Below are 16344 nucleotides of genomic sequence, written 5' to 3'. Positions count from 1 at the left end.
GCACCCCGCCGACCGTGCACGCAGGCACCCCGCCGACCGTGCACGCAGGCACCCCGCCGACCGTGCACGCAGGCACCCCGCCGACCGTGCACGCAGACACCCCGCCGACCGTGCACGCAGGCACCCCGGCGCCCACCGCCCAGGGCACTCTGCCGGTTCCGGCCGCCGGTGCGCGGCCCGCCTCCGGCGCGGGTGCTGTCGCGGATCCGGCCCCTGGCACACTGCCGCTCTCCCCAGCCAGCGCTCTTCCGGCCCTCGCCCCGCGCACCCTTCCGATCCCGACTCCGCGCACCTCACCGGCACTTCGCCCCCCTGTCGGCAGTGGCGACGACCGGTACACCAGGGCCCGCCGCGAGGACCTGGAGCAGATCCTCGCCGATCTGAGCCTCGCCGACCGCCTGCCCTTCGCCGACGTGCCCGAGTCGCTGCCGCCCCGCCGGATCCTGCTGACCGGCGCCACCGGCTTCCTCGGCAGTCACATGCTGCTCGACCTGCTGCGGCACAGTGACGCGCATGTCCACTGCCTGGTGCGCGCGGCCGACGAGGAGGCAGCCGTCGCCCGGCTCGGCGAGGCGCTGAAGAGCTACCGGTTGCCCTGGTCCTCGGAGGTGCGGCGCCGGGTGACCGTGCTGCCCGGCGACATACGGCGGCCGCGGCTCGGCCTGTCCGACGAACTGTGGCACACGCTCGCCCACGAACTGGACAGCGTCGTGGGCGTGGCCGCGGCCGTGGACTTCCTGCGCGGCTACCAGTCGCTGCGGGCGAGCAACGTCCTCGGCGCGCTCACCCTCGCCGAACTCGCGGCCACCGGGCGGCCCAAGCCGCTGCACCACATCTCCTCGATCGCCGTCTTCAACGAGGTCGGCATCCCCTCCATGGGCGAGGACGACCCACTCGCCCACGTCGACCGGCTCGTCTCCGGCTACGACCAGTCGAAGTGGGCCGCCGAGGTCGCCCTGCGCCGCGCCCGCGACCACGGCCTGGTCGTCACCGCGCTGCGCCCCGGCGGCATCGGCGGCCACACGAAGACCGGCGCCTACAACCCCCAGGACCTCAGCAGCGGCCTGATCTCGGCCTTCGGCCGCTTCCGCACCGTACCCGCCTTCCGCTGCCTGAACGCGGCCCCGGTGGACTGGGTGAGCCGGGTCGCCGCCGCCGCGATCTGCGAGCCCGACGCCTGGGGCTACGACTACAACCTCACCGGCGTGCCCAACACCCTCGACGACGTCGTCCGTGACATGGCACTGGGCGGCATGCACGTGCGCGTCCAGGACTGGGACGAGTGGCGCACCGACGCCCTGGGCCGCCTGGAGGCCGAACCGGTCCCCGAACTCGCCTTCCTCTGCAGGGTGTTGCAGAGCCCCACCGCCCTCAAGCTGTGCGAGGCGACCCTGAAGGGCCCGGCGGCCGAAGGCGCACGCACCGCCGCCCTGGTCGAGGCTCTCGGGCTGCCGCCCGCGGCCCGCTACGACGCGCAGGCCCAGCTGAGGACCTTCGAGCGGCTCGCCCAGGACGGCCTCGCCCGCCTGCCACACAAGGACGACCAGCCCTACCTGTGGTTCCCGGAGACGACGGAGGGCAGCGTGGGACCGGTCGGCGGCCCCGCCGACAGCCCCTGCTCCATGGCGCTCACCCTCTCCATCGCGAGCATGTACCAGCTGGTGAAGGAGCGTCGGGTGGACGTGACCGGCAAGGTCGTCTGCACCGCCGTACATCCCGAGCCGCTGACCGTCGAGCGCGGCGACGTCTGGATCCGCCCCGAGGAGGGGATCCCGCTGCAGCACGGACTCAGGCACCAACTCCTGCGCTACCGGCTGCGGTTGCGCGACGCCGACGGCGGCCACTGGTGGCTGGAGGGCCACAAGTACGCCCGGGCCCGCCGCGACCTGTGGCGGCAGACCCGCGCACTGACCGTACGGATCGGCCGCGAGGAAGAACCGGCGAGCCTGGCGGGCGAGGTCGTCGTGCCCGCGGAATCCTACGTCCGCGACCAGATCGACGGCATCAAGGTCGACCCGCGTCTGACCAGCCAGGAGAAGCGGGCCGCCAAGCTGACCTGGCTCACCTGGTTCGGCCTGGAGATGGGCCGCGGCCTGCTCGGCCCCTTCGCCCGCGCCGCCGCGGACCTGCTCGACCTGCGCCGCACCCCGACCGTCACGGAGCACCACCGATGATCCTCAGGACGACCACCTCCCGCGCCGGCCGGCCGGCGCTGCGCCGGGTCAGGACCCCCGCGGCCCTGCGCCCGCTCCACCACCGCCTCGACCCGGCCCGCGTCGAGGAGATCCCCTTCCGGGCGGACGACGGCGTCCGCCTCGGCCTGACCCGTATCCACACCGGCGCCGCGGACCGCCCCGCCGTGCTGCTCCTGCACGGACACACCGCGTCCGCCGACATGTTCCTGCTGCCGGAGACCCGCAACCTGGTCGACGTCCTCCTCGACGACGGCTACGAGCCCTGGCTGCTGGACTGGCGGGGCAGCTGCCGGCTGCCGTACAACGAGACCGGCCAGAGGTACACGTACGACGACGTGGCCCTGTACGACATTCCCGCGGCCGTCAAACACGTCCGCGAGCGCACGGGCGACCGCCCGCTGTTCGTGGTCGCCCACTGCATCGGCTCGCTCACGCTGTCCCTGAGCATGGCGGCGGGACTGGTGCCGGGCCTCGCCGGCGTGGTGTCCCAGGGTGTGTTCCTGACGCCGAAGCTCGCCGGCCGGACATCGCTGCGGATGTCGCTGGCGGGGGAGCTGCTGAAGACGCGGATGGACCACATCCCGGTCGACTTCCGCAAGGTGGGCCTGTGGTCGAAGTACACCCCGTTGTTCGCACTGGCGTCACGGAGGGCGAGCTGCCCGGACCCGACCTGCCAGATCCTGCACAATTCCGCCTGGGGCACGGGCGCCTCGCTCTTCGTGCACGAGAACCTGTCCGAGGCCACCCACGACCGCCTCGCCGACCTCCTCGGCCCCGCGCCGCTGTGGATCCTGCCCCACCTGCGCCGCATCGAGCTGGCCCGCAGCGTGGTCCGCTGGCACGAAACCGACCACCGCTACCGTGACCTGCCGCCCAACGCGCTGGACGCGGCCGGCCGTATCGACACCCCCGTGCTGCTGCTCGCCGGCAGCGACAACGGGCTGTGGCTGGACTCCCAGCGGCTCTGCCACGACGTACTCGCCGACCGCCAGCCCCAGTTGGACGTGTCCTACACCGAGATCCCCGGTTACGGCCACCTGGACACATTCCTCGGCCGGGGCGCCGCCCTGGACGTCTTCGGTCACATCCTCGATTTTCTCGGCGCACGGCGGTGACGGACGGCTGGTCGGCCGCCCACCGAACCCGCCGGTGACCACACCACGGAAGCACCACATGCCGCAGCTCGCCGCCGACGGTGCGCAACGACGTACGACATGGCCTGCGACCCCATCTTGGTATCGCGGCCCGAGTCACATCGGCGGCGGGCGGCGTGCGCGCTGTTCTCAAGCAGGTGTTCGCCGACCCACCGACGCCCCCGGGCATCCCCGCGGACAACCAGGCCACCATGCTCATGGCTTTCACCTGTGGCGACGCCGCATGGCCGCACGAGGTCGACGGCTACGCCACCCGCACCGCCGTCGACCGCAAGCGGCCTCTCAGCGCGGGCATGCCCACGCAACACCCTGATCCCGCGGAACCGTCGGGCGCTGTTGTGCTGCATGCGGGAAGATCCGCTGCACGACGGGTGCGGCGGCTGGGTCGGGTTCGAGTTTGTGGATACGCTGGCCACGCCTCGCCAGGTCAGGCCAGAACCGGTTACGCGATCTTCCGAACTGGTGCTCCAGGTCAAAGGGGAAAGCTCCTCGGCCGGGTCTTTCTGGAGAACTCCTGGATCGCACCCTCGCGCCCCATCTCTCCGGCGATTGCCAGCCCGTACGGCCCAAGATGTGTCGACGACGGCGTAATTCCCGAAGCGAGTACGGCAGATCCTGCAAGCGGCGGGTCCAGGCTCCGGGGAGTGAGGGGCGGGCCCATGCCGACTTCCCGGTGATCCTGAGGTCGTCGGTCCAGCCCCAGGTGGCGCTCAGGGCGTCGACGATGGGCAGCCCGCGGTGGCGTTCCGCCATGAGCACGGGATCGCGACGCGGGGCCGGCGCTGGCCGGGATCGCGGACCGCGCACAAGGTGGTGCGACGGGGCGGGGGCTCACGCCCCTGGCTCCAGGGTGGCTCAACCCGTATGTGCCACCGCGTAGTCCGCGTCCGAGGACGCCGCGTCGTCAGGCGTCGCTTCCGGCCGGGAGGCCGTACTGCGCCAGAGCCGGCGGCAGGACGAGACCGTTGCCACCAGAAGCAGCCCGTCGCGGATCAGCAGTACGACTATGCCCGGCAGATTGCTCCGCACGACCGGGCCGAAGCCGATGGGGAATTCGAGCACCGTGAAGAAGCACGCGACCAGGATGAGCAGCACGGGCCGGCGCTGGACTGTGGAGCGGCTGGTCAGGCAGAGCGCGCCGAGGCCGAGCAGCCAGATCAGGTACTGCGGACTGATCACCCGGCTGGTGGTGACGAAGACCAGCACCGCGGCGAACGCAGCGTCGTAGAGCACGACGTCGCTGAAAGTGCGGGCGCGTACCCGCCACCAGACCAACCAGCAGAAGGCCAGCACCGCGCCGGCCAGCGCGATCCGGGCCGCGGTGGGCACATACGGGCCCAGGAACTCGAACGACCCGTAGTGCAGCCGGGAGGTGCCGTGCCACAGACCGAGCCAGCGCAGGACATGAAACGGCAGTGCGCCCAGCGACTCGATCTCGACGCCGCGCTGACGCTGCTCGGTGAGGAACGCGAACGGTCCCCGGGTGAAAGCCAGGAACGCGGCGCTGACGCCGACGGTGGTGACCAACGCCGCCCCCCAGGCGCGGCGGGTCGTGAGACCCCGTCGCGCGCCGGCGAGCACGAGTATGGGCCAGACCTTGACCAGTGCGCCGATCCCGGCCAGCGCGCCCGCCACCCGGGGATGCCGTGCGGCGGCCAGCAGGGCGGCGACCGCGAGGGCGGTGACCACCACGTCATAGCGGGCCAGGGCCAGTGGGCCGAGCACGGCGACCCCGGCGACCCACAGCCAGGCGCCGGCCAGGTCCCGGCCGTGGGCCCGCCCGGCCCGCAGCAGCATCGCCAGGACCGTCGCGTCGGCGGCGCAGGCGAGCAGGTAGAAGGCGTGGGAGTACGTCAGGAACGGCAGCAGTGCCGGAGCGAGGAAGACCGCCGCTGCGGCGGGCGGGTACTGCCAGGTGACGTCGCCGACCGGAAAGCTGCCGGTCAGCAGCCGTTCGTACCAGCCGTGGTAGATGACGACCACGTCGGGGCGGACGTCGTCACCGGGGAAGCGCAGGGCGCCGAAGAGCGTCAGCAGCAGTGCGGTTCGCGTCACCGCCCAGGCCAGCACCGGCATCCATGTCTTTGCGCGACCCGCGGTCACCGTTCCACGCCAGCACACCGTCACGTTTCAGGGCCTCTCCGTCAACCGCCTTGCACGGGTCACACTTCCGGTGCCGGTTCGCATGAAGGTGACAACATGATGAACATAGCGCGCCATCTTGTTGCACCACCCTGTGAACGACTGCAGGCGACTGACCACGCTGCCACCCGGCACAGCGCGGCCCGTTGCCGGTGCCGACTGGAACCGTGGCGGATGCGGCCCATACGGCGGCCGGCGCGACCTGCCGTGCGGTGAGCGCGTATCCGGTGAGGACATCGGATCCCGAACGAACATGCTCACCATCTGGAATCGCAAGCGCTGAAGAAAGGAACAGCCTGCCGATGAACCCCGGGCTGAACCGGCTCACCGAGCTCCTGCCCCGGCCCACCGCACCAGAGCAGACCCCCGGCTGCCCCAACGATGTCTATGACCAGCTCGAGACCTCCGCAGAGCGTGACGAGGGGAACGAGTGGCTGTGGCGGTACGAGGACAAACCCGCCGAACTGGAGGACGACAGCGCTCGTCTGATCTGCTGGGCAACCACGGACAACGGAGAGTACCTGTACTGGCTCGTGCCACCCGGCGACGACCCCGACAGCCGTACCATCATGATCAATGACGAGTCCGGAGAGGACTGGGAACGGTACTACATGACAGTGACCCGTTTCCTTACCGCAGTTCTCAGTGGCGAGATCCACTCGGAAATCCTGTGGCACAAGTGCCCATTGCCCCAGCCTGAGTTCCGCCCCGCACGCGACATCCAGAACGTGTCTCCTGGACGGAAATGATGAGGCCGCCGAGGATGCGCGTGCGCAGGAGTCGCGGTGTTGGGCTTGTGCACAGCCGTGGGTTGCTGGTCGGCGCCGTCTTCGGCGGCTCCTCGCACGGCCGGACGCTCCGGTACGGCATCCAACTGCACACCAGTGCCAGGGACATCTCCGAGGCCGCGTGGGCCGAGGCGGGCCGGCTGCTCGATCAGATCGACCACGCCGAGATCGACCGCATCCAGGCGAAACTGCGTTCGGACAGCCGTATCCGGACCATCACGACCGTCATGACCAGCAGCAGGGTGGAGGCCGGCGCTTCGGCGCGGGCGCGCTCATCGGTGCCGGTGCGGCGGGTCTCATCGGCGGCGCGCTGCTGAACGAGGCGTTCGACGACGAGCCGGACGTGGTGGTCAACAACTACTACGAGGACTGACCGTCCTGCCTCCTCGGCGCGGGGACGCGGGGCATTCGGCCGCCTACACTGGGCGGGCACATGGGTGTCGGCTGTGTAGTGGGCGGGACGGGAGAGGACTGTGACGGGGAACGTCGGTGGTGTCGAGGATCCGTCCGCCGAGGTTCTCGCCCAGGCGGCCGCCGCGTTCGGGCTGCTCGCCTCCGCAGCCCGGCTGCATCTGATGTGGGCGCTGTCACAGGGTGAGAGCGACGTCACGCATCTCGCCGACCGGGTCGGCGGAGCACTGCCCGCCGTCAGCCAGCATCTGGCCAAGCTGAAGCTCGCCGGGCTGGTGAACTCCCGCCGCGAGGGGCGGCGGCAGGTCTACTACGTCGATGACCCGGACGTCGTCACCGTGGTGCGGGTGATGGTCGGACAGTTGACGGCACGTTCGCAACACGCCCTCGCGCCGGTGCGCGAGCTGCGCGGGATCGGTGGCTGAGACCACCGCGGCCCCGGGGCAGGACGCCGAGCCGCCTGGCCCGTCGGCCGTAAGCGCACCCGAGGAAGAGGTCTCGCCGGGACTGTCTGCGCCGACCGTGCTGGAGACGTTGCGCCGGCTGGACAGCGGGCCGCGCGGTCTGACCGAAGCGCAGGCCGAGGAGCGGCTGGCCCGGTTGGGGGAGAGCACCGGCCCGGCCTGGCGCGCGGCCTCCTGGCCGCGGCTGTTCCTGAGAAGCCTGCGGGACCCGTTCACTGCGGTGCTGGCCTGCCTCGGACTGGTTTCGGCGGCCGTCTTCGCCTGGAGCACCGCCTCGGTGATCCTTCTGCTCGTTGTGGTGAGCTGCGTCCTGCGGGCCTCCGGGGAGCACAGGGCCGACCGGTCCACGGCCGCGCTGCGCGAGCTGGTCGCCACGACCGCCACCGTGCTTCGGCGGGCCGACGAGGAGGCAGCCCCGGCGACCCGTGAGGTGCCCGTGGCCGAGCTGGTGCCAGGAGATGTGATCCGGCTGGGGCCGGGCGACCTGGTGCCGGCGGACGTACGCCTGTTGCGGGCCAGTGGCCTGACCGTGCATCAGGCCGCGCTGACCGGTGAATCCGCGCCGGTCGCCAAGTCTGCCGACGATCTGCCTCACCCGGCCTGCGGCGGGCTGTTCGAGCAGCCGCAGCTCTGTTTCCAGGGCAGCAGCGTGGCCTCCGGCAGTGCCACCGCGGTCATCACCGCGACCGGCGCGCACACCCGGTTCGCGGCGGCGCACGAGCGCAGGGTCGGCCGAGCGGAGGCGAGCGCCTTCGACCGTTCGGTCCATGGCATCTCCTGGATCCTGATCCGGTTCATGTTGCTCACCCCGCCGCTGGTGCTGATGGCGAACGCGGCGCTGCGCGACCGCGGCCTGGAGACACTGCCGTTCGCCGTGGCGGTCGCGGTCGGACTGACCCCGGAGATGCTGCCGGTCCTCGTCACCCTCTGTCTGGCACGCGGCGCCTCGCTGCTCGCTCGCACGCACGGGGTGATCGTCAAGCGCCTGCCGGCCCTGCACGATGTCGGCGCCGTCGACGTTCTGTGCCTGGACAAGACCGGCACCCTCACCCAGGACCGGCCCGTCGCCGACCGTGCTGTTGGCCTGGACGGCCGGGACGACCCCGAGGTGCTGCACTGGGCCGCCGTCAACGCGTGGTGGACCCTCCAACTCGCCGACTTTCCCGAACCCGACGCCCTCGACGAGGCGATCCTGGACGCGGTCGACGAGGACACGCTCACGGCGTACGACGGGGTCGCGGCCGTGCCCTTCGCCCCGGACCGCCGGCTCGCCGTGGCAGTCGTACGCACCCCCGGCCGGCTCGGGATGCACACGCTGGTCGTCAAGGGAGACGTCGAGGCCGTACTGGACCGCTGTGCCCTCGCGGACGACGAACGTGATCAGCTGCGCGCCCTCGCCACCCGGCAGGCCGGCAGCGGGGTGCGCGTCCTGGCGGTCGCCACCGCGGAGCGATCCTCCCGTCGACGCGACTACACGCTGACCCATGCACGCGGCCTGACCTTCCGGGGCCTGCTCACCCTGCGGGACGCACTCGCGCCCACCGCCGCCGACGCTCTGAAGGTCCTCACCGACCGGGGTGTCACCGTCAAGGTCCTCACCGGCGACCATCCGGGGACGGCGGCCCGCGCCTGCCTCGACCTGGGCATTGTGGTGACCGATGACGCCGTGCTCACCGCCGACGCCGTCGACCTCCTCACGGACGCCGAACTCACCGAGGTCGCTGCCCGTACGACCGTTTTCGCGCGCTGCACCCCGGAGCACAAAGCCCGGATCACCGAGGCGCTGCGCACCGCCGGACACACCGTCGGCTTCCTCGGCGACGGGGTCAACGACCTGCCGGCGCTGCGCGCCGCCGACGTCGGGATCGCCCCACGCAATGCTGCCGACGTGGCCCGTGAAGGCGCGGACGTGGTGCTGGCTGAGAAGGACCTCACCGCGATCGCGCACGCCGTCGCCGCGGGCCGACACGCGGGCGGCAACATCGTCACCTACCTGCGCATCACGCTGTCGTCCAACCTGGGCAACGTCCTCGCGATGCTCTCCGCCGGTCTGCTGCTGCCCTTCCTGCCGATGCTCCCGGCCCAGGTCCTGCTGCAGAACCTGTGCTTCGACGCCGCCCAGCTCACGTTCGCCCACGACCGGCCCGCCCCCGCCGCCCTGCGCCGGCCGGCCGTTCTGGACCCACGGGACCTGCTGCGCTTCATCATCGGCTTCGGCGTGCTCAACGCCGTCGCCGACCTGGCCACCTTCGGTGTCCTCGCCCTCGCGATCCACGGGCAGAGGACAGGGGAGGACGAAGCGGTGTTCCACTCCGGGTGGTTCACGGAGAACCTGATCACCCAGGCCCTGGTGATGGTGCTGCTGCGCGCCGGCCGCCGTACGGCCGAATTCCGCAGACCGGGCCCGGTCGCCTGGGCCGCGCTGGCACTGGCCGTCATCGGCCTGGCGCTTCCCCCCTCACCGCTGGGCCCCATGCTCGGCCTGACCGCCCTGTCGGCCGTGTACTACCTGCTGCTCACCGCTGTCCTGATCCTCTACGCCGCAGGTCTGCTGGCGGCCAGGGCACGCTTCGAGCGTCGTGACGGCAGCGGCCTAGCTCCGGTGGGGCGACTCAGGCGATCGCCGGTGCCCGGCGCCGGCTCACGCCCGTCTTGATCTCCCCGCTGTACAAGGTTGTCGGCCGAAGGCAGGGCACGAGAAGGGCGCGACATGACAGAGTCCCGGGCTCCGAAGCGCCCTCAGTGGCTGCTCGTGCTGGTCTTCGCCCTGGTCGGGTACGTCATCGTGCGCGCGGCCGACACCCCGCAGGGCGATCCGCCACCCCAGGGGAAGGCGTCTGTCCCCCCATCGAGCACGTCGGCCGGCTCCGCCGCCCCGTCCGTGTTGCCGGCGTCGTACGACCCCGCCGGCTACGCCGCCTCGGTCCGATCCGGGCCCGTCAGGTCGGTGTGAGCGCCCAGTGGGTGATGGCGATCCTCTACGACGAGGCGTACAAGCCACATGACCCGTCCTTCGAGCGGGCCTGGCAGAAGTACAAGCCGGATGCGGTCTTCGGCATCGCCAACTGCACCGCGCCGCCTTCGACGAGGTCAAGAAGGGCCGGGACTTCGCAGGCCGCCGTTGGGATCGCCACACCGGTCATCGGCGGAGCCGCGCTCCTCAAGCTGCCCCCGCTGCTCGGCCCCGAGGGCAACGGACTGCGCGGCCCGCTGCTGGCGGGCAGCCTGGCCGCCTTCGTGGCGGCCTACCTCGCGACGCGCTACCTGGTCAGGTACTTCGAGAACCGCACCCTCATCCCGTTCGCCATTTACTGCACCGTCGCCGGGCTCGGCAGCCTGGCCTACTTCACCCTTGGCTGACTGCCGGTCGATGAGTGTTGAGGGCCGACCCGTCTGTGCCGTACTGGATGACGGTCGTGGTGTGCTGCAGGTCGACGTCCTTCAGGTTGATCTGCTTCAGGGGGCTGGAGACGAACGCCTGCTGGTGCTTGGAAGACCAGGGCATTGGTCTGGGTCTTTGTCCAACTGCTGTCGGGCAGTTGGCAGGGCTGGACGGTGACCAGCGTGTCACCCGGGATCGATACCGCTGTCGCGTGCTGGTGGTCGGCGTAAATGCTCTTGGACAGGCCGTCCCGCGCCGAAGGTGTTGATGTCCCCGTTCAGCTTCGGATGGATCCGACCCAGACCAGCCACACCGAGAACCGTCACAGTGACCGCGGTCTGCGAACTGATGGCGCTGCCCGCCGAACGGCTCGCCGACGCGACCGCCGGCGCCGTCGCGCACACCTCTGCTGCTGCCGGACACCCTCCGGCTGCCGTAAGCCGTGGAGCAGATGCGCCAACAGGGCGGCGAGTTCGCCGAGGAACTGGCCGGTGACATCGCCGGCGAGTCCAACACCGTCACCGTGGACTGATCGCCCCCGAACGGGTCCCCCGGGCACGCCTTGCTGTGCACGCCCACGCCGGGGACGGCGAAGGGCTTTGGCGGAACGTGGCGCCGCGTGGATAATCGCGAGATACGAAAGGAACGATCATTGAGGTCGGCCGGAACTGGCTGAGTGCAGGGGGGTGTTCACCCGCCTTCCCACGCGATCCCTCACCTGTGAAATGTGTCAGGGGCTGTGCTACTCGGGCCGCAGCTTTGTTAGATTGCGCAATCACGCAAGTATGGTGGAGCCCGGCTTCGCCTGTTCGTACATCGCCGCGTATGCCCGGCCGTACCCCCGACGGCCCGGCCTGACGGGCCCGACCGTTCATGGGAGTGGGAGATGAGCGAGCCCTGGGAGGGCCGAGGCGGTCAGGCCACGCGTGGCCGTGCTGCCCGCCGTCCGGGACAGCGTGCGGCCGAGGCGGAGGGCACGCGCCCGCCGAGCGGGCGCGCCGCAGCCCGGGCGGCCTCCCGGTCACGGGGCAATACCCGGTCGCGGCCGACGGGACGCGGCAGGCGAGCGCTGAAGATGGCCGCGATCACCCTGTCCGGGCTCGTCCTGGTCGCTGCGGGCGCGGGCTGGTGGTTCTACGAACACCTGAACGGCAACATCCACAGCGTCTCCCTCGACGGCAAGGGCGGCACTGAGAAGCCCGACGCCTTCGGCCGTACCCCGATCAACGTCTTGCTGATGGGCTCGGACAGCCGTAGCGGCGCGGCGGACTGCAAGCTGGGAGGCGCCTGCGAGTCGGGCGGCGGTGAGCGGGCCGACGTGGAGATGGTGATGCACATATCCGCCGACCGCTCCAATGCCACGGTGATGAGCATTCCGCGCGACCTGGTCACCAGCCTGCCGCCCTGCACCGACAAGGAGACCGGCCAGAGCGTCGGCGCCCGCACCGACATGATCAACAGCGCCCTGTCCTACGGTCCGGCCTGCCAGGTGGCCGCCGTGCACCAACTCACCAACATACCGATCGACCACTTCATGAAGGTGGACTTCGCCGGCGTCGTCTCGATATCGGACGCTGTGGGCGGCGTGGGCATCTGCGTGGACAAGAACGTCTACGACCCGTCGTCCCACCTGAAGCTGTCGGCGGGCCCGCACACCCTCAAGGGCATCGCCGCCCTGGAATTCCTCCGTACCCGGCACGGCTTCACCGGTGGCAGTGACAACGTCGGCCGCACCAGCGGCCAGCATGCCTTCCTCGGTGCGGCGATGGCGAAGCTGAAGAGCGAAGGAACGCTCACCGACCCGGTCAAGGTACTGGACCTGGCCAACGCCGCCACCAAAGCCCTTACCGTGGACCAGCGGCTGGGCAGCATTTCCGATCTGGTCGGCCTCGCCCAGGACTTCAGCAAGGTGCCTAGCAATCGGGTCACCTTCGTCACCATGCAGAACGTCCCCGATCCGGCCAACCGGGATCATGTTGTCCAAGGCCCGGGCGCGGCAGCCCTGTTCCAGACCATCGCCGACGACCAGTCGCTGACCACTGCCACCGGCAAGAAGTCGGCCGGCCCCTCGGCGACCTCCACGACGCAGCCTGTCGACAGAAGCGCCGTCGTCGTCGCCGTCGAGAACGGCACGAGCACCGCCAGCCGGGCAAGCGCGATCCTCCAGGAACTGACCCGCGCCGGATTCAACTCCGCCTCCACCGCAGGCAACGCAAGCACTCCGGCCACGACAACCACGCTGACCTATCCGCAAGGCAAGTCCGCTCAGGCCAAGGCCGTAGCCTCGGCGCTGGGCCTTCCGACCTCCCACGTCAAGCAGGGCAACGGCAATCAGATCGTCCTCATGATCGGCAGCGACTGGACGACCGGCACGACCTACACGGGCAGCCACCCCTCCTCGGCTCCGGCCGACACCCAGAAGGCGCTGTCCGGTGCGCTGGCGCGCAACGGCGGCGACTCGGCATGCGTCCATGTGAGCACCGACCGCACCATAAGCGTGACCGCCGACGGCAAACCCACCACGGCCGTGACCAGATGGGGGGTCACCCCCACCACGGCGTACGCCCGTAGCCCCGAGGTACAGGACTCAGCGCCTTAGCACTCCAGCCGCCTGGTGGTGTTGTTCTGGTCGGTCGTGTGGCCGTACATCCTGCGGGCGGCGTCGCTGAGCGCCGGGAAGTCCCGGTGCACGGTCCCCAGGACGATCCAGTTGCGGTTGCCGTTGATCGTGGCACCGAGCGGGGTGAGCACCAGCAGCACCCCGAGGACCGAGATGCCGTAGAGCATCGGTACTGCATTTCGCAGGGCGCGGTGGCCCAGCCAGATCGTGCCGATCATCAGGACGAACCCGATGCCGAGGTTCATCAGGTGCCGGATGAGGAAGTAGTGGGGGTCGCCCTGGTTGATCGCGCTGCGGTTGCGGGTCGCCGAGTAGACCAGCAGTGAGCCGATCAACGACAGGGTGAGGGCCGCCAGCAGTATCGGCCAGTCCAGTCGGCGGGCCAGAGAGTCACGGGAGAAGAGCCGGGTCCACCTGGGACGCCCGGGGCCGTAGCCCGAGACGGAGAAACGGCGCCTGGCGGACTGCACCTGTGGCCCGAGCCGACCCCACGGCGACCGTCCTGCTGTTACGGCTACGTCGCGGGCTTGGTCAGGAGCAGTTCGGTGTTGTGGTCTGCCGCGGTGCCGATGCGGGTGGCGGGGGTGGCGTATGGGTCGTTGTAGGCGAGTTCCCGGTACAGCGCGGCGAGGCCGGGATCGGAGGTGTCGGCGAAGTCGGTCCGGTAGGGCGCGGCGGACTCGATGAGCGTGGTGAACAGCGACAGCGTGCCGTCCTGGTTGTCGGCGATCTCGATGACCCTCGCGTGATGCGGGTAGTCGACGTGGGAGGCGGTGTTGATCTCCCAGAAGGCGCGCTCGGGGACGGTGTGGCCGTGCGGGATGATCTGGTTGGTGTGGGTGTGCCCGTTGACCCAGGCCACCACGTTCGGGAAGCGCTGGAGGAGGGCGACCAGTTCGGCGCCGCTGTGGCGGGCTTCGAAGGGGTGGTACGGGTCGGGCAACAGGTTCCCCATCGTGCCGCTGGTGTGGTGGCTGAAGACGACGACGAGGCGGCTGCCGGATCCGCCCCGGACCACGTTGCCGTTGGTGTCGTACCAATGCCCGCTGCGCGCCTTGAGGACCGACTCCAGCCAGTTCAGCTGCGCGGTGCCGAGCGAACCGTCCGCGAATCCCGCCCGGTTGGTGGTGTCGAGGCTGATGCCGAGGACGCCGTCGGCGAGGTCGAAGGTGTAGTAGAGGTGTCCGCTGCTGACCGAGTCGTTGGTGAACCCGTGGCCCACGGGGCCGGCTCCGGTGTACGCCGGGTTCAGGTGCGCCCTGGCGAACTCGGCCGGCGTGAACGGGTGGCGCCGCTCGTCGGGGGTGACCGTGCGGATCGAGCCGCCGCTGGTGAGCAGCTTGCTCAGCAGCAGCACGGCCTCCGCCGGGTCGTGCAGTACGGCGTCCGCCAGCTGGGCCGCGGTGGCGTCGTCGCAGCCCTCCAGCTTGCGGGAGCCGGTGTAGAGGTCGTTCAGCAGACCGAGGTCGGGCAGGCTGCCCTCGATGCTGTCGTCGTGGTTGCCGACCGTCGTGTACCACGGGAGGCTGAGGCCGGGGGCGTCGAAGGGGCGGATGGCGCCGCTCAGGAAACCGGGGATCTGCGGCAGGCCCTTGGCCTTGTAGGCGTCCTGGAGGGACGACTCGGGGTTCCAGTACTGGGCGCTGCCGGAGTTCTGCACGCCTTCGTAGCGGGAGAGGTTGCCGCTGTTCGGGGTGATCCGGCCGCCGCTCATGACCGTCAGGTACCAGTCGAGCTCGATCCGTTCGTGGTTGTCGGTGTTGTCGCCGGTGGCCATGACGAGGCTGAACGGCAGGCCGGTGTACGGGCCTTGGCGCACGGCGTTCACCCGTTCGACGAGTGACGAGGCACCGCGTACGGTCAGCGTCTCCTGCGGGCGGTGCGCGCTGTCGTTGAACCGCGCCAGGTACTCGAAGCGGACCGGCGACTCGGTGTCCGTCACATGCAGGTCGGTGAACTGCACGAAGGAGGCGAGTCCGGTCCGCCGGTCGTCCCGCCCGGACGCGGCACCGGCCAGTTCGGCGCGCACCATCAGCGGCCAGCCGGGGCCCGCCGTCAGCCGCTTGTACGCCCCGTCGCCGGACGGCGTGGCCACCTGTTCCAGCGTGGTCCCCTCGATTCGCACCGCACGCGTGGCAGTGGCGGCCAGGGCCCGGTCCTGAGCACGTGCGCTGCCCGGCGTCAGCAGCGGCCACAGGGCGGCTCCTGCGGCTGCCGCGGATGCTCCCGACACGAACCGGCGACGGCTCATCCCGCTCATGAATCCCCCTGTCCACGGCGGCAATTGAGTGTCACGCCCGAGGGCAGGGCGCGTCCGCCGGGGCAACCTTACTGAGGGGTAGACAAGTGTCCAGAGCACAGATGCAAACTTGGGGGAAACAGGGGGAACGAGTTGCATCGGCCGACGGGGAACTCAGCCCAAGGGCCTCTCCCCGCGTCACTGCTCGGTGAGGACGACCACTGCGGCGGCCGCGGTCAGTGTCAGTGGCACTGTCTTGGACGGGTCGAGGAAGACCCCGTACGCGGGCAGTACGCCGTTCGCATTCCTTGATCGATTGACGGGCGACGCGGTCGGCGCCCGGTGGCCGAGGCTGAGTGCTGTGATGGTGGCGGTGAGCCGGTCCGGGACGAAGGCGCGGGTATACACGAATCCGGCGCCCGGCATACGACGTCTGTGCGCAGGTTGACGGTCCGCGGGTGGCCGAGCCCGGGGTGGAGCCGCGGCGCCGGGCGTCCTGTCGGAAAGCAAGACCGGTCTCCGTCACCGCCAGCAGTGGCAGCGTACGTCGCCGTCCCCGACCCCGTCCCACCCTGGGGTGCGCGCGGTCGCTCATCGGCAGCGGGCGCAACGCGGCGAAGGCGTTAGTGATGGGCCGGTGGGCGAGACGCAACAACACAAGCGATCACGATGCCGCAGGCGTGGACAGGGCGGTGAACTGGCTGAATGACGATTGTGGCAGGCGCAGTGGCAACGACTGCCGGGCATCCTGGTGTCGGGATGCCCGGTTGCTGCTCCGTGGGTCAGCCGCTGTGCACGGCGCTGACGAGGTCGGGTAGGAGCTTCGCCGCGTTCGGCGTGCCCAGTCCGGTGATGGGGTCCCACCCTGTGGTGGCCGAGTAGCCCGGGACCGAGGTTTCGGCGGTGTTGTTGCCCACGGTGATGTCGTTGAAGTCCGCCGCGTATGTGG

At 70.4% G+C, this 16344-nt stretch carries 13 protein-coding genes and 1 pseudogene; 9 read left to right on the top strand and 5 right to left on the bottom strand.

The features are described from left to right. Both ACFYOH_RS38320 and ACFYOH_RS38315 read left to right on the top strand, forming a co-directional pair. A partial coding sequence (locus ACFYOH_RS38320) for a thioester reductase domain-containing protein (RefSeq protein WP_388635526.1) occupies nucleotides 1-2174 on the top strand: 2174 nt, incomplete at its 5' end. Beyond that, on the top strand, nucleotides 2171-3310 hold the full coding sequence (locus ACFYOH_RS38315) for an alpha/beta hydrolase (protein WP_388635524.1): 1140 nt from the start codon (nucleotides 2171-2173) through the stop codon (nucleotides 3308-3310). The genes ACFYOH_RS38320 and ACFYOH_RS38315, both read left to right, overlap by 4 nt. 894 nt (nucleotides 3311-4204) lie before the next feature. Here the strand turns inward: ACFYOH_RS38315 and ACFYOH_RS38310 are convergent. After that, nucleotides 4205-5425, bottom strand: a complete 1221-nt coding sequence (locus tag ACFYOH_RS38310; protein WP_388635522.1) for a glycosyltransferase 87 family protein — start codon at nucleotides 5423-5425, stop codon at nucleotides 4205-4207. Nucleotides 5426-5793: 368 nt separating this feature from the next. Here ACFYOH_RS38310 and ACFYOH_RS38305 point away from each other — a divergent pair, with 368 nt between their 5' ends. The 6 genes from ACFYOH_RS38305 (at nucleotide 5794) to ACFYOH_RS38280 (ending at nucleotide 10514) form a co-directional block, all read left to right on the top strand. Beyond that, nucleotides 5794-6240, top strand: a complete 447-nt coding sequence (locus ACFYOH_RS38305; RefSeq protein WP_388635520.1) for a hypothetical protein — start codon at nucleotides 5794-5796, stop codon at nucleotides 6238-6240. A gap of 47 nt (nucleotides 6241-6287) precedes the next feature. After that, nucleotides 6288-6596 carry a hypothetical protein gene (locus ACFYOH_RS38300; protein WP_388635518.1) on the top strand — a complete coding sequence of 103 codons (309 nt, stop codon included), beginning with the start codon at nucleotides 6288-6290 and terminating at the stop codon, nucleotides 6594-6596. A gap of 156 nt (nucleotides 6597-6752) precedes the next feature. Beyond that, nucleotides 6753-7115, top strand: a complete 363-nt coding sequence (locus tag ACFYOH_RS38295; RefSeq protein ID WP_388635516.1) for an ArsR/SmtB family transcription factor — start codon at nucleotides 6753-6755, stop codon at nucleotides 7113-7115. Further along, entirely contained in the window at nucleotides 7108-9810 is a 2703-nt protein-coding gene (gene mgtA / locus ACFYOH_RS38290) for a magnesium-translocating P-type ATPase (RefSeq protein ID WP_388635514.1), read from the top strand. The genes ACFYOH_RS38295 and mgtA overlap by 8 nt, the downstream gene beginning before the upstream one ends. A gap of 54 nt (nucleotides 9811-9864) precedes the next feature. Next, on the top strand, nucleotides 9865-10107 hold the full coding sequence (locus tag ACFYOH_RS38285) for a hypothetical protein (RefSeq protein ID WP_388635512.1): 243 nt from the start codon (nucleotides 9865-9867) through the stop codon (nucleotides 10105-10107). Further along, nucleotides 10104-10514, top strand: coding sequence for an undecaprenyl-diphosphate phosphatase (locus ACFYOH_RS38280; protein WP_388635510.1), 411 nt, complete (start codon nucleotides 10104-10106; stop codon nucleotides 10512-10514). Before ACFYOH_RS38285 ends, ACFYOH_RS38280 begins: the two co-directional genes overlap by 4 nt. On the opposite strand, the gene ACFYOH_RS38275 is transcribed toward ACFYOH_RS38280, so the two are convergent. Beyond that, complete coding sequence (locus ACFYOH_RS38275) at nucleotides 10501-10659, bottom strand: hypothetical protein (protein WP_388635508.1); 159 nt, start codon at nucleotides 10657-10659, stop codon at nucleotides 10501-10503. The genes ACFYOH_RS38280 and ACFYOH_RS38275 overlap by 14 nt on opposite strands. 952 nt (nucleotides 10660-11611) lie before the next feature. Between ACFYOH_RS38275 and ACFYOH_RS38270 the strand changes: the two genes are divergently transcribed. After that, entirely contained in the window at nucleotides 11612-13135 is a 1524-nt protein-coding gene (locus tag ACFYOH_RS38270; RefSeq protein ID WP_388635506.1) for an LCP family protein, read from the top strand. 95 nt (nucleotides 13136-13230) lie between these two features. Here ACFYOH_RS38270 and ACFYOH_RS38265 read toward each other — a convergent pair. From ACFYOH_RS38265 to ACFYOH_RS38255, 3 genes and pseudogenes are all read right to left on the bottom strand, one after another. Further along, nucleotides 13231-13626: pseudogene (locus tag ACFYOH_RS38265) on the bottom strand (FtsW/RodA/SpoVE family cell cycle protein); the annotation flags it as partial. A 44-nt stretch (nucleotides 13627-13670) separates the two neighbouring features. Beyond that, nucleotides 13671-15416, bottom strand: coding sequence for a TIGR03767 family metallophosphoesterase (locus ACFYOH_RS38260; protein ID WP_388635504.1), 1746 nt, complete (start codon nucleotides 15414-15416; stop codon nucleotides 13671-13673). 177 nt (nucleotides 15417-15593) lie between these two features. Continuing rightward, nucleotides 15594-15821, bottom strand: a complete 228-nt coding sequence (locus ACFYOH_RS38255; RefSeq protein ID WP_388635502.1) for a hypothetical protein — start codon at nucleotides 15819-15821, stop codon at nucleotides 15594-15596. Nucleotides 15822-16344 lie beyond the last annotated feature (523 nt).

It is taken from the genome of Streptomyces sp. NPDC007856 (genome assembly GCF_042868225.1).
Classification (GTDB): domain Bacteria; phylum Actinomycetota; class Actinomycetes; order Streptomycetales; family Streptomycetaceae; genus Streptomyces.
This window is presented reverse-complemented; position numbering and strand designations above follow the sequence as displayed.

Bases quoted from the DNA above. Each gene is read 5' to 3' on its own strand.
- ACFYOH_RS38315 (WP_388635524.1), top strand. From the start codon at position 2,171: ATGATCCTCAGGACGACCACCTCCCGCGCCGGCCGGCCGGCGCTGCGC.
- ACFYOH_RS38310 (WP_388635522.1), bottom strand. From the start codon at position 5,425: ATGCCGGTGCTGGCCTGGGCGGTGACGCGAACCGCACTGCTGCTGACG.
- ACFYOH_RS38305 (WP_388635520.1), top strand. From the start codon at position 5,794: ATGAACCCCGGGCTGAACCGGCTCACCGAGCTCCTGCCCCGGCCCACC.
- ACFYOH_RS38285 (WP_388635512.1), top strand. From the start codon at position 9,865: ATGACAGAGTCCCGGGCTCCGAAGCGCCCTCAGTGGCTGCTCGTGCTG.
- ACFYOH_RS38275 (WP_388635508.1), bottom strand. From the start codon at position 10,659: ATGCCCTGGTCTTCCAAGCACCAGCAGGCGTTCGTCTCCAGCCCCCTG.
- ACFYOH_RS38270 (WP_388635506.1), top strand. From the start codon at position 11,612: ATGGCCGCGATCACCCTGTCCGGGCTCGTCCTGGTCGCTGCGGGCGCG.
- ACFYOH_RS38260 (WP_388635504.1), bottom strand. From the start codon at position 15,416: ATGAGCGGGATGAGCCGTCGCCGGTTCGTGTCGGGAGCATCCGCGGCA.
- ACFYOH_RS38255 (WP_388635502.1), bottom strand. From the start codon at position 15,821: ATGCCGGGCGCCGGATTCGTGTATACCCGCGCCTTCGTCCCGGACCGG.